The organism is Streptomyces sp. SID4985 (genome assembly GCF_009863025.1).
Lineage (GTDB): Bacteria > Actinomycetota > Actinomycetes > Streptomycetales > Streptomycetaceae > Streptomyces.
The window spans coordinates 1-14,058 of record NZ_WWIR01000532.1 but is presented as its reverse complement, the minus strand read 5'-3'; the positions used below and the strand labels follow the sequence as shown (position 1 = coordinate 14,058).

At 71.1% G+C, this 14,058-nt stretch carries 13 protein-coding genes and 1 pseudogene; 8 read left to right on the top strand and 6 right to left on the bottom strand.

What is annotated here, in order from left to right:
• Positions 1-346: 346 nt before the first annotated feature.
• Positions 347-1,273 (bottom strand): CDP-diacylglycerol diphosphatase, encoded by a 927-nt coding sequence (locus GTW40_RS23215; RefSeq protein ID WP_343245766.1) that lies wholly within the window; start codon positions 1,271-1,273, stop codon positions 347-349.
• Between the two features lie 226 nt (positions 1,274-1,499).
• Between GTW40_RS23215 and GTW40_RS33590 the strand changes: the two genes are divergently transcribed.
• Together GTW40_RS33590 and GTW40_RS23205 are read left to right on the top strand one after the other, a co-directional pair.
• Positions 1,500-2,303 (top strand): AraC family transcriptional regulator, encoded by an 804-nt coding sequence (locus GTW40_RS33590; protein ID WP_161182125.1) that lies wholly within the window; start codon positions 1,500-1,502, stop codon positions 2,301-2,303.
• Between the two features lie 181 nt (positions 2,304-2,484).
• Entirely contained in the window at positions 2,485-3,663 is a 1,179-nt protein-coding gene (locus GTW40_RS23205) for a 4-hydroxybenzoate 3-monooxygenase (RefSeq protein WP_161182124.1), read from the top strand.
• Between the two features lie 10 nt (positions 3,664-3,673).
• On the opposite strand, the gene GTW40_RS23200 is transcribed toward GTW40_RS23205, so the two are convergent.
• A complete protein-coding gene (locus GTW40_RS23200; RefSeq protein WP_161182123.1) occupies positions 3,674-4,294 on the bottom strand; it encodes a TetR/AcrR family transcriptional regulator in 621 nt (206 codons plus the stop codon).
• A 36-nt stretch (positions 4,295-4,330) separates the two neighbouring features.
• On the opposite strand from GTW40_RS23200, the gene GTW40_RS23195 reads away from it, so the two are divergent.
• Positions 4,331-5,128 (top strand): alpha/beta hydrolase, encoded by a 798-nt coding sequence (locus GTW40_RS23195; protein ID WP_161182122.1) that lies wholly within the window; start codon positions 4,331-4,333, stop codon positions 5,126-5,128.
• 82 nt (positions 5,129-5,210) lie between these two features.
• Here the strand turns inward: GTW40_RS23195 and GTW40_RS23190 are convergent, their stop codons facing one another.
• On the bottom strand, positions 5,211-5,750 hold the full coding sequence (locus GTW40_RS23190; protein ID WP_161182126.1) for an AAA family ATPase: 540 nt from the start codon (positions 5,748-5,750) through the stop codon (positions 5,211-5,213).
• Between the two features lie 82 nt (positions 5,751-5,832).
• Between GTW40_RS23190 and GTW40_RS23185 the strand changes: the two genes are divergently transcribed.
• The 4 genes from GTW40_RS23185 (at position 5,833) to GTW40_RS23165 (ending at position 8,222) form a co-directional block, all read left to right on the top strand.
• Positions 5,833-6,354, top strand: coding sequence for a hypothetical protein (locus GTW40_RS23185; protein ID WP_161182121.1), 522 nt, complete (start codon positions 5,833-5,835; stop codon positions 6,352-6,354).
• Positions 6,351-6,779 (top strand): hypothetical protein, encoded by a 429-nt coding sequence (locus tag GTW40_RS23180; protein WP_161182120.1) that lies wholly within the window; start codon positions 6,351-6,353, stop codon positions 6,777-6,779. Before GTW40_RS23185 ends, GTW40_RS23180 begins: the two co-directional genes overlap by 4 nt.
• A gap of 178 nt (positions 6,780-6,957) precedes the next feature.
• Entirely contained in the window at positions 6,958-7,449 is a 492-nt protein-coding gene (locus GTW40_RS23170) for a hypothetical protein (RefSeq protein ID WP_161182119.1), read from the top strand.
• 179 nt (positions 7,450-7,628) lie between these two features.
• Positions 7,629-8,222 (top strand): TetR/AcrR family transcriptional regulator, encoded by a 594-nt coding sequence (locus GTW40_RS23165; RefSeq protein ID WP_161182118.1) that lies wholly within the window; start codon positions 7,629-7,631, stop codon positions 8,220-8,222.
• Between the two features lie 12 nt (positions 8,223-8,234).
• Here GTW40_RS23165 and GTW40_RS23160 read toward each other — a convergent pair whose 3' ends face one another.
• Together GTW40_RS23160 and GTW40_RS23155 are read right to left on the bottom strand one after the other, a co-directional pair.
• Positions 8,235-9,743, bottom strand: a complete 1,509-nt coding sequence (locus GTW40_RS23160) for an AMP-binding protein (RefSeq protein ID WP_161182117.1) — start codon at positions 9,741-9,743, stop codon at positions 8,235-8,237.
• A 160-nt stretch (positions 9,744-9,903) separates the two neighbouring features.
• A complete protein-coding gene (locus GTW40_RS23155) occupies positions 9,904-11,289 on the bottom strand; it encodes an MFS transporter (protein ID WP_161182116.1) in 1,386 nt (461 codons plus the stop codon).
• Between the two features lie 173 nt (positions 11,290-11,462).
• On the opposite strand from GTW40_RS23155, the gene GTW40_RS23150 reads away from it, so the two are divergent.
• A complete protein-coding gene (locus tag GTW40_RS23150; RefSeq protein WP_161182115.1) occupies positions 11,463-13,301 on the top strand; it encodes a GAF domain-containing protein in 1,839 nt (612 codons plus the stop codon).
• Positions 13,302-13,440: 139 nt separating this feature from the next.
• On the opposite strand, the pseudogene GTW40_RS23145 reads toward GTW40_RS23150, so the two are convergent.
• Positions 13,441-14,058 (bottom strand): annotated as a pseudogene (locus GTW40_RS23145) (DEAD/DEAH box helicase); the annotation flags it as partial.

Genomic DNA, 14,058 nt, shown 5'->3' with positions numbered 1-14,058 from the left:
GCCGCGCCGCCGTCGCCGGGGCCTTCGACGCTGCCGTCCGCGCCTCCGTCGTGCACGCCCGGCTCGCCCGCCGCGCCGCCGTCCGCAGGGCCTTCGTGCTCGTTCGGATCCTTGGACATCGCCACAGTTCCTCCTCGGCATCGACATCGTGTGCCCTGCCGCCCGGTCGGCGCGGCCACTCATGGCGCTCCGGCCGGGCGACGACGGCACTCCGACCACGGTCACCCAGAAACGGGCGGCCTGCATCCGGTGGCATCCGGGGCCCGGCCGCTCCGTCGAGGGAGCACCGCGCCGTGGGCGGAACGGCAGCTGCCGGACATCGGCGGGTACGTCGGTCGCAGCCGCGTCACCTGTAGACCAGCAGGTAGTCGCAGGTGCTCGTGCCGTCGTGGATCGACGTGTCGCTGTTGAGGACGTAGAAGGTGCCCGCGAAGCCGGTGGACGTGATCTTCGGGACCACGATCAGGGTCTGGTCCGCCATGTCCAGCGAGTTCGGCCGGACCACGTTCTGGTAGAGGAGCGTGAAGAGGTTGTCGCGGAGGTTGGGGAGCCGGAGGATGCGGTACACGCGGTCGCCGCTGCCCGCCGGTCCCGAGACGGGCGCCTGGTTGGCCGTGTCGGCCCAGGCCGAGGGCTGGGTGGCCATGCGGCCGTCCGCTTCGAGCTGCTGCAGCCGCCGCTGGGTGCTCTCCCGGACGGCGGCCATGTGAATGTGCAGCTGCTGGAGACGGCGGGCGCCCTGTGAATTGATCCCCAAGCCGATATACGGGGCCTGCACGGGGACATTTCCTCCGCTCCGCGCGTTCTCCCATGCCTCGTGCCAGTAGTTCGGCGCCGCGTCGGTGTGGATAAACGGGCATTCGATACCGGTGATCCGGCAGGTGGGCAGCGTGAGATAGTTGTGGGTGTTTCTGGGCGCGCCATGCAGAATGATGTAATGCGGGGTCATCACCAGGCAGTCGGGCTTGAGCTGCGGCGGCGGAGGAACGATCCCCTGCGTGCAGTACTGGACGTCGTGCCACAGCGGGTCGTCGTCGGTGGGGCTGCCGCAGAGGGACTGGAGCGAGGCAGGCGGGCAGGTCACGCCCCCTCCAGGAGGGGCGGTGGAGCACGAGGGGTGGGGCGAGGGGCCGCCGCCCAGCACCGGGCCCGCCGCCGCGGGCGTGCTCATCGTCGCCGCCGCGCCGGTCAGGAGCGCGGTGGCACCGACTGCGCCCGAGAGTGCGACGAATTGACGCCGGGGGACTTCGTTCGCATTCTTCTGGTCATTCACGCGTGAACTCCTGGAGTGAGAGAGGGGATTTCCGCCCCGTTTTCCGTTTCTCGTTTCCGTTTCTCGCCGATCCGCTCACAGGGTAGGGATGGGGGAAGGGATTTCCCATCGACTGAATGGGTTGGTTTCGCGTGTTCCGCCATTGAGGGGTATTCCAGTTGTGGTATTCGGCGGCTCGTGCGGGCGGGGGATCGCGGGTCTCCGGTCGTCGGTAAAGTGCCGTCCGATGCCGAAAAATCGCCAGCCCTCGGAGCCCCCGGAGCCCTCGAAGTCCGCGGAGCCAGTGCGGGTGCCCCCACAAGGGGCCGGGTGGCTGCCGCACGGCTTCCACCTCGGCCCGCACGCGCACGGCCACGGTCAGCTCGTCTACGCCGCCGCCGGTGCGCTGGCCACCACGACCGAGCGCGGTACGTGGGTCGCCCCGGCCCACCGCGTGACCTGGACGCCGCCGGGCTTCGCCCACTCCCACCGCTTCTACGGCCGCACCGACGTACGCCTGCTCACCGTCCCGCTCGAACTGTGCGGTGAACTCACCGGCCACCCTTGCGTGTTCGCGGTCGGCCCGCTCCTGCGCGAGGCGGTCCTCGCGCTGACCGGCGACCGGCCCGAGCGCCGCCCCGGCGCCCACGCGCGTCTGCTCGGCGTCGTCGTGGACGAGCTGTCCGACACCCCCGAGCAGTCCCTGCACCTGCCCGAACCCCGGGACGACCGGCTCCGCGCCGTCACCGACCTCCTGCACGCCGACCCCGCCCGGGCCGCCACCCTCGCCGACTTGGGCCGGAGGGCGGGGGCCAGCGAGCGGACCCTGAGCCGACTGTTCCACGCCGAGCTGGGGATGAGCTTCCACCGCTGGCGTACGACCCTGCGCATCCACCACGCCCTGGCCCACCTCACCAACGGCCTGTCGGTCACCGACACGGCGATGGTGTGCGGGTGGTCCAACCCGTCCAGCTTCATCGACGCGTTCACGGACGTGGTGGGGCAGACGCCGGGGCGGTATCAGGCGGATCTGCGGGGCGGGGCGAAGTAGTCCCCGCCCCCTCAGGAGAGTTGGCGGCTTTTCGGTATGCGCTGTCCCGTCACCGGTGGTTCGCGGCCGCCACCGGACTCCAGAGTGGTGGCAGATCGCCCGGCAACACCTCCGGGCGGCACGGTCGTTCACGCCCCGGCGTGCCCGGCCCATCGCTCTGAGCACGGAGGCTCGTACACCCATGACCGCAACACGCGAACACACCACCGTCGCCATCGTCGGAGCCGGCGTCGCCGGGCTGGCGCTCGGCACCTTCCTGCTGCGCAACGGCGTCGGCTGCGTCGTACTGGAGAAGCACAGCCGCGCCTACGTCGAGCAGCGCCAACGGGCCGGGACCATCGACGGTTTCGGGGTGCGCATGTTCCGCGAGTGGGGGCTCGAAGAGGTGCTGGAGGGCGACTCCGTCCCGGAGAGCGAGGGTGCCTTCTTCATCGACGGGGAGGCGATGCCGATCGAGGTGGACGACGACAACGAGAGCCTGTACTGCCCGCAGCAGGTCCTCGTGCGCAACCTCACCGACGTCTTCCTGCGCGACGGCGGGGATCTGCGGTACGAGGCGGCCGACGTGGCGCTGGAGAACCTGGAGGTCGATAACGGCCAGCGCCCGCACGTCCGTTACCGGGACGCCGACGGCAGGACGAGGGTCCTCGACTGCGACTACATCGCCGGGTGCGACGGCTTCCACGGCGTCAGCCGCCGCTCCGTTCCCGACGACGCGCTGACCGAGTACTCCCACCAGTACGGGTACTCCTGGCTCAGCGTCCTCGCGGCCGTCCCGGCGAACCCGTCCGGCATGGCGATCCACGCGCGCGGCCTCGCCGGGATGATCCCGCGCGGGGAGCGGGCCAGCCGGATCTACCTGCAGTGCGGCGTCGACGACACCGTCGAGCAGTGGCCGGACGAGCGCGTCTGGAGCGAGCTGGAGGCGCGGTTCGGCATCCCGGTCCCCACCGGCGAGATCGTCACCAGGCAGATCGTCCCGCTGCGCGGCGTGGTCCTCGAACCGATGAGTCACGGCAGGCTCTACCTCCTCGGCGACGCGGCCCACATCGTCCCCCCGATGAGCGCCAAGGGCATCCACCTCGCCCTCCACGACGCCGAGATCTTCGCCCGCGCCGTCATCCACCACGCCGAGCACGGCGACACGAGCCTGCTCGACAGCTACTCCGACACCTGCCTGCCCCACATCTGGAACTACCAGGCCTTCGCGACCTGGATCACCGACGTCATGCACAACGCCGGTGACACCGCCCACGAAGGGGAGTTCCGCAAGCGGGTCGCCCGGGCCGAACTCAGGCGCCAGTTCACGTCCGAGGCGGCGGGGAGGCTGTTCGGGGAACTGACGGCCGGGACCAACTAGGTATTGCGGGCTAGGGTGTTGGTGACGTGAGTTGTCGGCAGATCAGCTGGTGGGCGAGTCGCGCCGTCGCGAGCAGGTCCTCGCGAGTCGTGTCGGCGTTGGACCGCGCTGACAACCCGTGCCAGACGCATTGGATGAGCCCGGTCAGGACCGCTGCGTTGGTGCCCGCGGCCAGTTCCCCGTCCCGGATCGCTCGCTCGATGCGTACGAGGAGGGCCTGCTCGTTCGAGCGGTGCAGTTCGGCGACGTAGGCGCTGGTGTCGAGCGTGCTCGTGCTGTCGGTCATCACGGCACTGCTGATGAGACATCCGGGGTGCGTGTCGCTTGGCCGGGTGAACTCGTGGACGGAGTCGGTGAGGACGCGTTCGACGACCGTCCGGACGTCGTTCTCGGCGACAGCCTGCTGGTAGATCTCGCGGTAACGCTCGGCGTAGGTCCGCACGGCTTCCTCGAACAGTCCGGCCTTGCTGCCGAAGGCGGCGTAGAGGCTGGAGGTGGAAAGCCCCAGGGTCGCGGCCAGGGTGCGGGTCGAGGTGCCGGAGTAGCCGCGTCGCCAGAAGAGGCGAGCGGCGTCAAGGACCGCACGGTCGCGGTCGAAGGCTCGGGGGCGTCCACGGGTGCGTTCGGTCACGCTTGAATTGTAGATCGTTCGCTCCATAATAGATTTATGGAGCGAACGATTCAGAAAAAGCTGTCGGTCGGCGGGGACGGCTGGGTCACGGTCGATGTGTACGGGGAGCCGGACACCCCGGGTCTCGTCGTCGTCCCGGGCGTGATGAGCGATGCGCATACGTGGCGCCATGTGGCGGGCGCCATCGACGCCTGGCCTTCAGTGGCGGTCGTGAACCGTCGCGGCCGTGCCCCCTCGGGGCCGTTGACCAGCCCGTACTCGCTGCGGACCGAGGTCGAGGACCTCGGCGTGGTCCTCGACGAGTTCGCCGGCACGAGGGCTCTCTTCGGCTGGAGCTACGGCGGCCTGATCACCTTGCTGGCCGCCAACGAGCGCCCGGTTCGCCAGGTGATCGCCTACGAGCCGGTGATGCGGCCGTTCGGACGCCATGCACTGCCGGACCTGAAAACAGCGGCGGAGACGGCGGACTGGGATCGCTGCGTCGAGATCGTCAACCGGCAGATCTCCGGCTTCTCCGCGGCACATGTCGACGACCTGAGGGCCGATCCCCACAGTTGGGCGCTACTGCGTCGCCTGAGCGGACCGCTGTACGCCGAACTCGGCGCGCTCAACGCGACGCCGCCTCCGGATGTGATGGCGCGACAGGCAGATCAAGTCGACCTGATCATCGGCCAGTGCAACCGCGGAACAGTCCCCTACGGAACGTCGTTCGACCACGTGTGGCAGCACGTCGCGCACGCCAAAGTCCACGAACTTCCCGGCCAGGGCCACCTGGCTCACATCGAGGCACCGGCAGAGCTGGGCCGCCTGCTCGACAACCTCGCCGCCGTCTGATGGGCACCCATGCCGACGCGCCGCTCTCCATTGACGGCCGGGCGGTTCGGTGGCGGCCCGGCCTTGAGCGGCGTGCGCGTTCTCAGCGGTCGACGGGCGCCACGCCGTCCAGCCCCGTCTCGCGCAGGATGCGTGTCACCGTGTCGTCCAGGGTGCTGTCGGCGGGGATGACGGTCTCGATGCCGCTGGGGAGCAGGTCGTGTTCGCGGTACCAGTCGCGCAGGTGGGCGTGGGTGACGGCGGCCTGGAGTGCCGGGTCGGGCTTCGTGGCGTGGCGGAGCAGGGTCTCCTGGAGGGGGACGTCGAGGTAGTAGCAGCGGGAGACGCCTCGGTGGTCGCGTACGAGGTCCTCCAGCATCGTGGCGTACCGGTCGGCGTACAGGATGCCCTCGACGACCGTGTGGAACCCGGCGTCGAGGGCGTAGCGCGCGGTCATGCCGATCAGGCCGATGTTGGCCGCGCCGGGGCGGTCCCGCTCGCGCAGGACGAGGCGGCGCAGGTTGTCCTGGCCGACCAGGGCCAGGTTGCGGCCGAACCGTTCGCGCAGTCCGGCCGCGACCGAGGACTTGCCCGAGGCGCTGTTGCCCCGCAGCACGATCAGCCGTGTTTCTTCGGTTCCCACCCTCACGCGGGCACGATATCGGCGTACTTGGGCGGGTGTCCTCCCACTGGCGGGCTCCCCTGTGCCTCACTACCGTCGACGTGTGACCGCGCCATCACGCACACACCAGGCCGCGCCGGGCCCCGGCCGGGCACGGCTCCTCACCGGGTTCCTCATCGCGGTCGTCGTCTTCGTCGTCGGGCTGCTCCGGGCGAAGTGGCTGCCGTACACCGCGAAGGCCGTCGGCCTCAACGAGAGCCACACGTGGTCGGGATCGAGCATTCTCGGCGTCGGTGGCGTCCAGCCGGGGGAGGCGCCGAGCTGGCACGCGGCGACCTCGTTCCTGGTGGCCTACCTCGTCGCGGTCTGGAAGGCGCTCGTCGCCGCTCTGCTGATCAGCGCGGCGCTCCAGGCTCTGATCCCACGGGACTGGCTGGTCCGCGCGCTCGACCGGGGCGGGCGGTGGTGGGCGCGCCCGGGGCCTCCGGGCAGGGGCAGCCGGTCGGGGTTCCCGTGGCGTCCGGGCAGACTCAGCCGGTCGGCGTTCCCCCGGCCTCCGCACCGAGCGAACCCGCCGCACCCAAGGACGTGGCCCTGCGGTTCCTCCGGACGCCGGCCCGGATGACGCTCGTCCTCGTCCCCGAGTACCTGCTGGTGGTCCTGCTGATCGGCGCCTTCCGGGGCTGGATGCTGCCGCTCACGCAGGACGCCGTCGGACACGGCATGCCGACGGTGGTGGCCGCCACGGTGATCGCCGCGATCCTGGGCACGCTCTTCGTCATCCCCGCCGCCGGCGAGATCCCGATCATCCAGGGCCTGGCGGTCCTCGGCCTCCCGGCGGGCGTCCTAGCTAGGGCCTGTCTTTCGGATCAGCCCGAGTCGCGGGGGCTGGCACGCACATCTGCGGTGTTGTCGTCGGTCGCCGACGCTCCGCGTCGACTCCCTCCTCCGCCTTGCAGCTGCACGCACCAGCCCCCGCTCGGGTCGGCCGGAAAGCTCGCTCGGCTGGAGCGGCCTGATCCGAAAGACAGGCCCGAGTCGCCCTCCTGATCACCCTGCCCGCCATCAGCCTGCCGAGCATGGCCATGGTCGGCCGGGCGTTCGGCTGGCGATTGACGGTGGCCACGACTGGTCTGGTGGTGCTGGCGGGGTTGCTGGGCGGGGTGTTGCTGGCGGTTCTGTGAGGGTGCGTTGGTGGGGCGCGGACCGGTCTGACAATCTTTTGCGGATGCGTGAGACGAACGAGTGCCGTGATGTCCCGAAGGACCGCTGGGTCTTCGGTCTGGAGGAGATACCCGCGCACGGCAAGGGTGCGGACGGGGCCTTCCATCGGGTTGCCTCCACCTATCACAGCACCGTCATCAGCGCCCCCGAAGGCACACCTGATCAGCTGCGCTGGGCGGCGGAGGAGATCGTCGACGTGTGCGGGCCCGATTCCGTGGCGGCGGCGGTCCTGCTGGGGTGGCTCGAGGTCGAGGCCGGTGACGAAGTGTCGCTGGGGGTGGAGAGCTGCCTGCTGGAGCGCGTCGCGGACGACCGCATCAGGCTGCGTGCTCACTACGGCCAGTGGGACGAGCTGGTCGTACCCCTCGCGGACGCTCGGCGCATGCTGATCGACATGATGCGCTACCTCACCATGGAGGCGCGGCATCCGCTGCCGAGCTGGCGCATCAGACACCTCGGGGAACGCGACTGGACACAGCGGCGCACCGCCGGGTAGCCGGGTACGCCGCTCGGGGCGACGGCCGGTGCCGGGTCCCGGTTCCGGTCCCGGGACAACGGTGCGGCCACCTCGCGGCCATGCGAGCCCCGCTCTCCTCGATTACGTTGTACGCATCGTTCACATCCTGTGACGCGACACCAAGCGATGTGCGCGGTATCCCCCTCACGGAGGTCCCCATGGCTCAGGCAAGTGGCTCGTACCATCACGGCGATCTGCGCGCCGCCTGTCTGCGCGCCGCGCGGGAGTTGCTGGAGGAGGACGGGAGTGCCGGGCTGTCGTTGCGGGCGGTGGCGCGGCGGGCCGGGGTGTCCGCGACGGCGCCGTACCGCCACTACGCGGACCGCGAGGCGCTCCTCGCGGCCGTCGGGGCCGAGGGGTACCGGGAGCTGGGCGTCCATCTCGCCGCGGCACACCCCGCGCCCACCAGCGCCGACGACCTGGCCGAGATCGCCGTCGCGTACGTACGTTTCGCGCTCGACCACCCCGCGCTGTTCCGCGTGATGTTCGCGGAACCCTGCGATCCGGCGAGCGAGGAGCGCCTCGAGGCGACCATCGCCATCTCGCAGTACGTCCGCGGCATCGTCCATGATGTCTTCCCCGACGCCGATCAGGACGCCCTGTCGACGGCGGTGTGGGCCCTCGTCCACGGGCTCGCCTTCCTCCACCTCGACGGCAAGCTGGACGCGTCCGCGCCCGAGGCGGTGGCCGGGCAGGTACGGGCGGCCGTCCACGCCGTGCTCACCGCCACTCCGGAGAGGGTCGAGGCGTAAGCACGCCCCGCGTCAGGGCGTCGGCCGACTCGCACCGTCGGCCAGGCGCTCCGCCCGCAGCGCGGAGCGGCGCAGTTTGCCCGCCGCGCTGCGCAGGGGAGTCGTGACCAGTTCGATGGACCTGGGGCGCTTGTGGGGTGACAGGCGGGTGGCCAGGAAGGCGTCGATCTCCTCGGCCGTGGTCGGACGGCCCTCCTCGATCTGGACGATGGCGTGGACGCGGTTGCCGCGGTCCGCGTCCGGCAGGCCGATGACCGCGCCAGACAGGACGTGCGGGTGCTCGGTGAGGGCGGCCTCGATCTCGGCGGGGTAGACGTTGACCCCGCCGACCAGGAGCATGTCCGAGCGGCGGTCATGGAGGTGGAGGTAACCGTCCGCGTCGAACTCGCCGATGTCCCCGAGGGTCGACCAGCCGTCGTCCTCCTCGATCTCGGCGCCGATGTAGCGGAACGCGGGCGGCTTGCCCTCCGAGACGCGCATGAAGATCTCGCCGGGCACTCCGGGCTCGGTGACCGGGGTGCCATCGAGGGCCACGATCTTGATCTCGCCCCAGGTGGGACGGCCCACCGAACCCCGGTGCGCCAGCCACTCGGTGCCGGAGATCGTGCAGCCGGCCTGGGCCTCGGTCCCGGCGTACAGCTCCCAGATCCGGTCCGGTCCGAGCCAGTCGATCCACGCCTGCTTGGTGGCGGGTGGGCAGGGCTCCGCGCAGTGCCACACCGAGACCAGCGAGGAGAGGTCGTAGCGCTCGCGGGTCTTCTCGGGCAGGGCCAGGATGCGTCGCATCATCGTCGGCACCAGATACACCCAGGTGACCGCGTGCCGCTCGATCTCGGCAAGCACCCGCTCGGCGTCGAACCGCTCCAGGAGGGTGACCGTCCCGCCGTTGAACAGCGTCGTCATGGCCGTGGAGAAGGGCGCGTTGTGATGCACCGGCGCGGTGACGAGCGACTGCTCGCCGGGCCTGAGACCCCACGCCTCCATGTCGAAGGGGTTGAACGCCCCCGCGGCCCCGGACAGGATGATCTTCGGCCTGCCGGTCGATCCGCCCGAGGTCGGTGCCTTCCAGGAAGGGCCGACCTCCGTCGCGAGGTCTTCCTCGAACTCGAACTCGCCCGCGCGTCGCCGGAGTTCGGCGACCGTCGTCGACCGGAGCCGACCGTCACCCACCGGCGCACCCTCTTCGAGGCCGACGACCACCGCCGGGTCGGACAGCGCGAGGATCGCCTCCTCCTCGGGCGGTGCGAGCCGCGTCGACAACGGCTGTGGTACGGCGCCGAGTTTGAGGCAGGCGAAGGCCGCGACCACGACGTCCACGCCGTTCGGCAGCATGAGCGGCACGATGCGTCCGCGCTCGACACCCAACAGGCTGAGCCCGCGCGCGACTTCGCCGCTCGACCGGTACAACTCCGCCCAGGTCAGCTGCTCGTCGCCGGAGCGGACCGCGACGGTGTCGGGGTGCTCGGCCGCGTGCGCCCGGGGGATGTCACCGAGCGGGAACCCCGGTTCGGGGGTGAACATGGCGATCTCTCCTCGTCGTTGGGGAAGTTCAGGCGGTTCGAGGCGTCCGGCGCGTCCTGCGCGTCTGGGTCGTCCTGCGCGTCCGGCGTCCCGGGGCGCGTCCGGGGTACCCGGTGTGTGCGTCCGGGATGCCCCGTGCGGAACCGGCCGCGTCAACCGCTCACGCGTACAGCTGAGTTCCGGGCAGCGTCTCCGGATCGGCCCGTACCTCCGCCGGGTTCGTCTCGGGCAGGAACCACGCGCTGACGAAGGTGACCAGACCCATGAGCGCGATGTAGGCCGCGACCAGCGTGGTCGTGCCGGTCTTGGCGACGATGGTGGTCATCAGGATCGGCGTGCCGCCGCTGACGATGATGGCGGACAGCTGGTAGGCCAAAGAGGCCCCGGAATAGCGGACGTTGGGCGCGAACAGCTCGCCGAGGAAGGCGGCCATCGGGCCGTAGGTCAGGCCCTGGAAGAGGAAACCGACCGCGATCGCGACGAACACCAGGGGCGCCGACGCCGTGTTCACCAGCGCGAAGTAGGGGAACGCCCAGGCGGCGACGCCGAGTCCGCCGACGAGGATGAGGTTGCGCCGGCCGAAGCGGTCCGACAGGTGGCCCGTGTAGGGGAGCAGGCCTCCCATGAGGGCCGAGCTGAGCAGGGTGACGGTCAGCAGGGAGTTGCGCTCCATGTGCAGCGTCGTCGTGCCGTAGCTGAGCAGTCCGGTGATGCTCACGTAGAAGAGGCTGTTCGTGGCGGACAGGGTGCCGCAACCGAGCAGGATCGTACGCCAGTTGCGGCGCACGGCCTCGGTCAGCGGAGCCCGGACCACGCTCGCCTCCGGCTTCTTGGTCGCCGCCTTCTGCAACTCGCGGAAGTCCGGGGTGTCTTCGACCTTCCGCTGGATGTGCAGCACGACGGGGAACATGACCGCGCTGAGCAGGAACGGGATGCGCCAGCCCCAGTCCAGGAACGTGTCGTTCGATACGACGGTGCCGGTCGTGGTGAAGATCAGGTTCACGATGATGACCGCGACCGGGACGCTAGTCTGGCCGAACGTGCCCGCGAAGCCACGGCGTTTGGGGTGGGCCGACTCGGTGAGCAGGAGCGCGATGCCGCCCCACTGGCCGCCCGCCGCCGCGCCCTGGACGAACCGCAGCAGCACCAGCAGGACCGGCGCGAGCACGCCGACGCTCGCGGCGCTCGGCAGACAGCCGATGAGGAACGTCGCGGTCGCCATGCCGATCAGACACGCGACGACCGTGGGCTTGCGGCCGTACTTGTCACCGAAGTGACCGGCGAGGAGCCCGCCGAGCGGCCGGGCAACGAAGCCCGCCCAGAAGGTGCTGAAGGACAGCAGCGTGCCCATGAAGGCGGAGGAGTGCGGGAAGAAGACGTGCGGGAAGACCAGGGCCGCCGCCGTGCCGTACAGGAAGAAGTCGTACCACTCGATCGAGCTGCCGATCAGCCCGGCCGCGAGCAGCTTCCAGCCGGTGCGGCGCTCGGGTGCGGTGATGGGGTCGGAGCCGTTGCCCTGGATGGGGGCCTGCGCGGAAGAGGCCATGGGAGGCATCCCTCGGTTCTGGTAGGGCTGCGACCTGCGTCACAGCTCTGTGTCGTGCGGTGAGAGTAGAGCTGAGCAAGCGCTTTGCAGGATGGGACGGGGATACACTCCTGGCGCTCCGACGGTGGAGGAAATCACCACCTCCGCCGCTCGCTTCTCGTGGAGGGCGACCGATGCCACGCACCGACTCCGACGCGCAGGGCGCTCGCGATCACGGCAATCACGGCGATCGCGGCGAACTCGCCGCCTACCGGCTGCGCCGCGAACGCGAGTTGAGCAGCCTGTACGCCACGGCCCGTTCGCTGGCCGTGCTCGGTGAGGTCGACGTGGTGCTCCCGGCGATCGTCAGGGAGGCGCATGAGCTGATCGGCAGCGACTTCGCGTATCTCTCGCTTCTGGACGCCGACGGAAACCTCATGCTCAGGGCGTCGGCGGGCACCATCGCGCCGGAGTTCTCGTCCGCGCGGATGCCTCCGGGGGCCGGTCTGGGCGGGCGGGTGATCGAGACCAGGGCGCCGTACTGGGTCAGCGACTACCGCGCCGCCGACGGCCTCGACCACAACTCCGCCTTCGACCTCCTCGTCGCCAGCGAGGGACTCGTGGCACTGCTCGGCGTACCGCTGCTGGTCGGCGACCGGGTGGTCGGCGTTCTCTTCGCCGCCGACCGCACCGAGCGCCCCTTCGAGAAGGACGAGGTGGCTCTCCTCAGCGCCTTCGCCGACCACGCCGCCATCGCCCTCCACAACGCGCGCCTCTACGAGGAGAGCCGGGTGGCGCTGCGGCGGCTGCGGGACGCGTACCGCGTCATCGAGGACCAGGTCGCCACGATGGAACTGGCCGCGGCCGTGCACGAGGCGCTGACGCACGTGGTGCTGACGGGCGGCGGGCCCGGCGACATCGCGCAGTCGCTCGTGGACCATCTGGAGGGGGTGGTCACCATCCGGGACCGGGACGACAAGGTCGTCGCGACGCGGTCCCCCGCAGCGGCGACGCCGGGCGTCGACCCGTCACTGGAACGGGAGTTGCTGGAGGAGGCGCGGCGGACCGGCCGGTGCGTCCACGGGCAGAGCGGCGACGGTACGGTCCACAGCGTGGCGGCCATCCAGGCAGGCGGCAGCCATCTCGGCTCCCTGTCCCTGCGGCGGCGGGCCGCCACCGAGTCGGCGGACGTCCGGATGCTGGAGCGCTCCGCGCAGATCACCGGGCTGCTCGTGCTGATGCGCGACGCCCGGGTCGAGGCGGAGGAGCGGGTACGGGGCGAACTGCTCATGGAGCTGCTGTCCCACCCCCCGCTCCACCCCGTCCACCCGGCCCTGCGCGACCGCGCGCTCGCCCGTGGCGTCGACGTCGACCGCCTGGACGTCCTCGTCGCGGCCGACTGTCCCGGACGCCCCGCCGCCGACGTCGTCCGCGAACTGCACGCCGCCTCACCCGAGTGGTCCGGGCTCGCGGGCGAATACCTGGGCCGGGCGACGATGCTGCTGCACACGGACGACCCGGAGACGGTGGCCGAGACCCTCCACCACCGGCTCCGCCGCCGCCTCGGCACCCCGACCCTCGTCGTCGCCGACCGCATCACCGGCCACGACCGCTCCCGCTCCTTCACCCTGGCCCAGCGCTGCCTCGACGTCATGCGCTGTCTCGGCGACACCGACCGCGGCTCCACCACCCGCCACTACGCGATGTACGCCCTCGTCTTCGACCCCCAACGCGCCCACGAACTCCAGGACTTCGTCACCGACACCCTCGGCCCCCTCCTCACCTACGACCACCGCCGCTCCACCGACCTCGTGACCACCGCCGCCGCCTACTTCACCCACTCCGGCAACCTCAGCCGCACCGCCCGCGACCTGCACGTCCACACGAACACGCTGCTGAAGCGGCTGGACCGTATCGGGGCGGTGCTGGGGGAGGAGTGGCGCGGTGGGGACGCGGGGCTGCGGGTGCATCTCGCGGTGCGGCTGCATCAGCTGAGGGGCGTGCTGGACGGGCCGGTGGCGTGGGGGAACTGATCCGGCGCGACCGACCGGACGGCGACCGACCGTACTGACCGGACCGTGTCCGACCGCACCGCATACGCGCGCGGGCCCTCCCCGAGACGGATCTTCGATCTCGGGGAGGGCCCGGTACGGCGGGTCGGCTTCGGGCGGGTCAGCCCTGGTCGCCGCCGCTCCTGGTTCCGCTGCGGCGTCGGCTCGCCGCGGGGCGGCCGGACTTCGTCGCGGGGGTGGCGCCGGTACGGCCGGCGGGCTTCCCGCCGGTGCGGCTGGTGGGCTTGGTCGCGGGCTTCGCGCCCGTCCTGCCGCCGCCGGTCTTGGTGCCGGTTCCGGTGCCGGTGCCCGTTCCGGCCTCGCTCGCGGTGCGGCGCGACGGGCGGGCGGTGGCCTTGGCCGGGGACTGCGCGCCGGACCTGGTTCCCCGGTTTCCGGCGGCGGCTCCGCCTCCGGACCGGGACCTGCGGGAGGGGCGCCCGGCCGACTTCGCCGCGGGCTGCTCCGGCTGGGCCGGTTCCAGGACGACGGCCACGCCGGAGGGCTCGCGCGCGCCGGTGATGGTGGTCAGCTCGGGGGCGGTCGAGGTGACGCGCGTGGTGCGGGGGCGGATGCCCGCCGCCGACATGAGCTGGTTGACGTCGCGCTTCTGCTCGGGCAGAACCAGGGTGACCACGCTGCCGGAGCCGCCCGCGCGGGCGGTGCGGCCGCCCCGGTGCAGGTAGTCCTTGTGGTCGGTGGGGGGATCGACGTTGACGACGAGGTCGAGGTCGTCGAC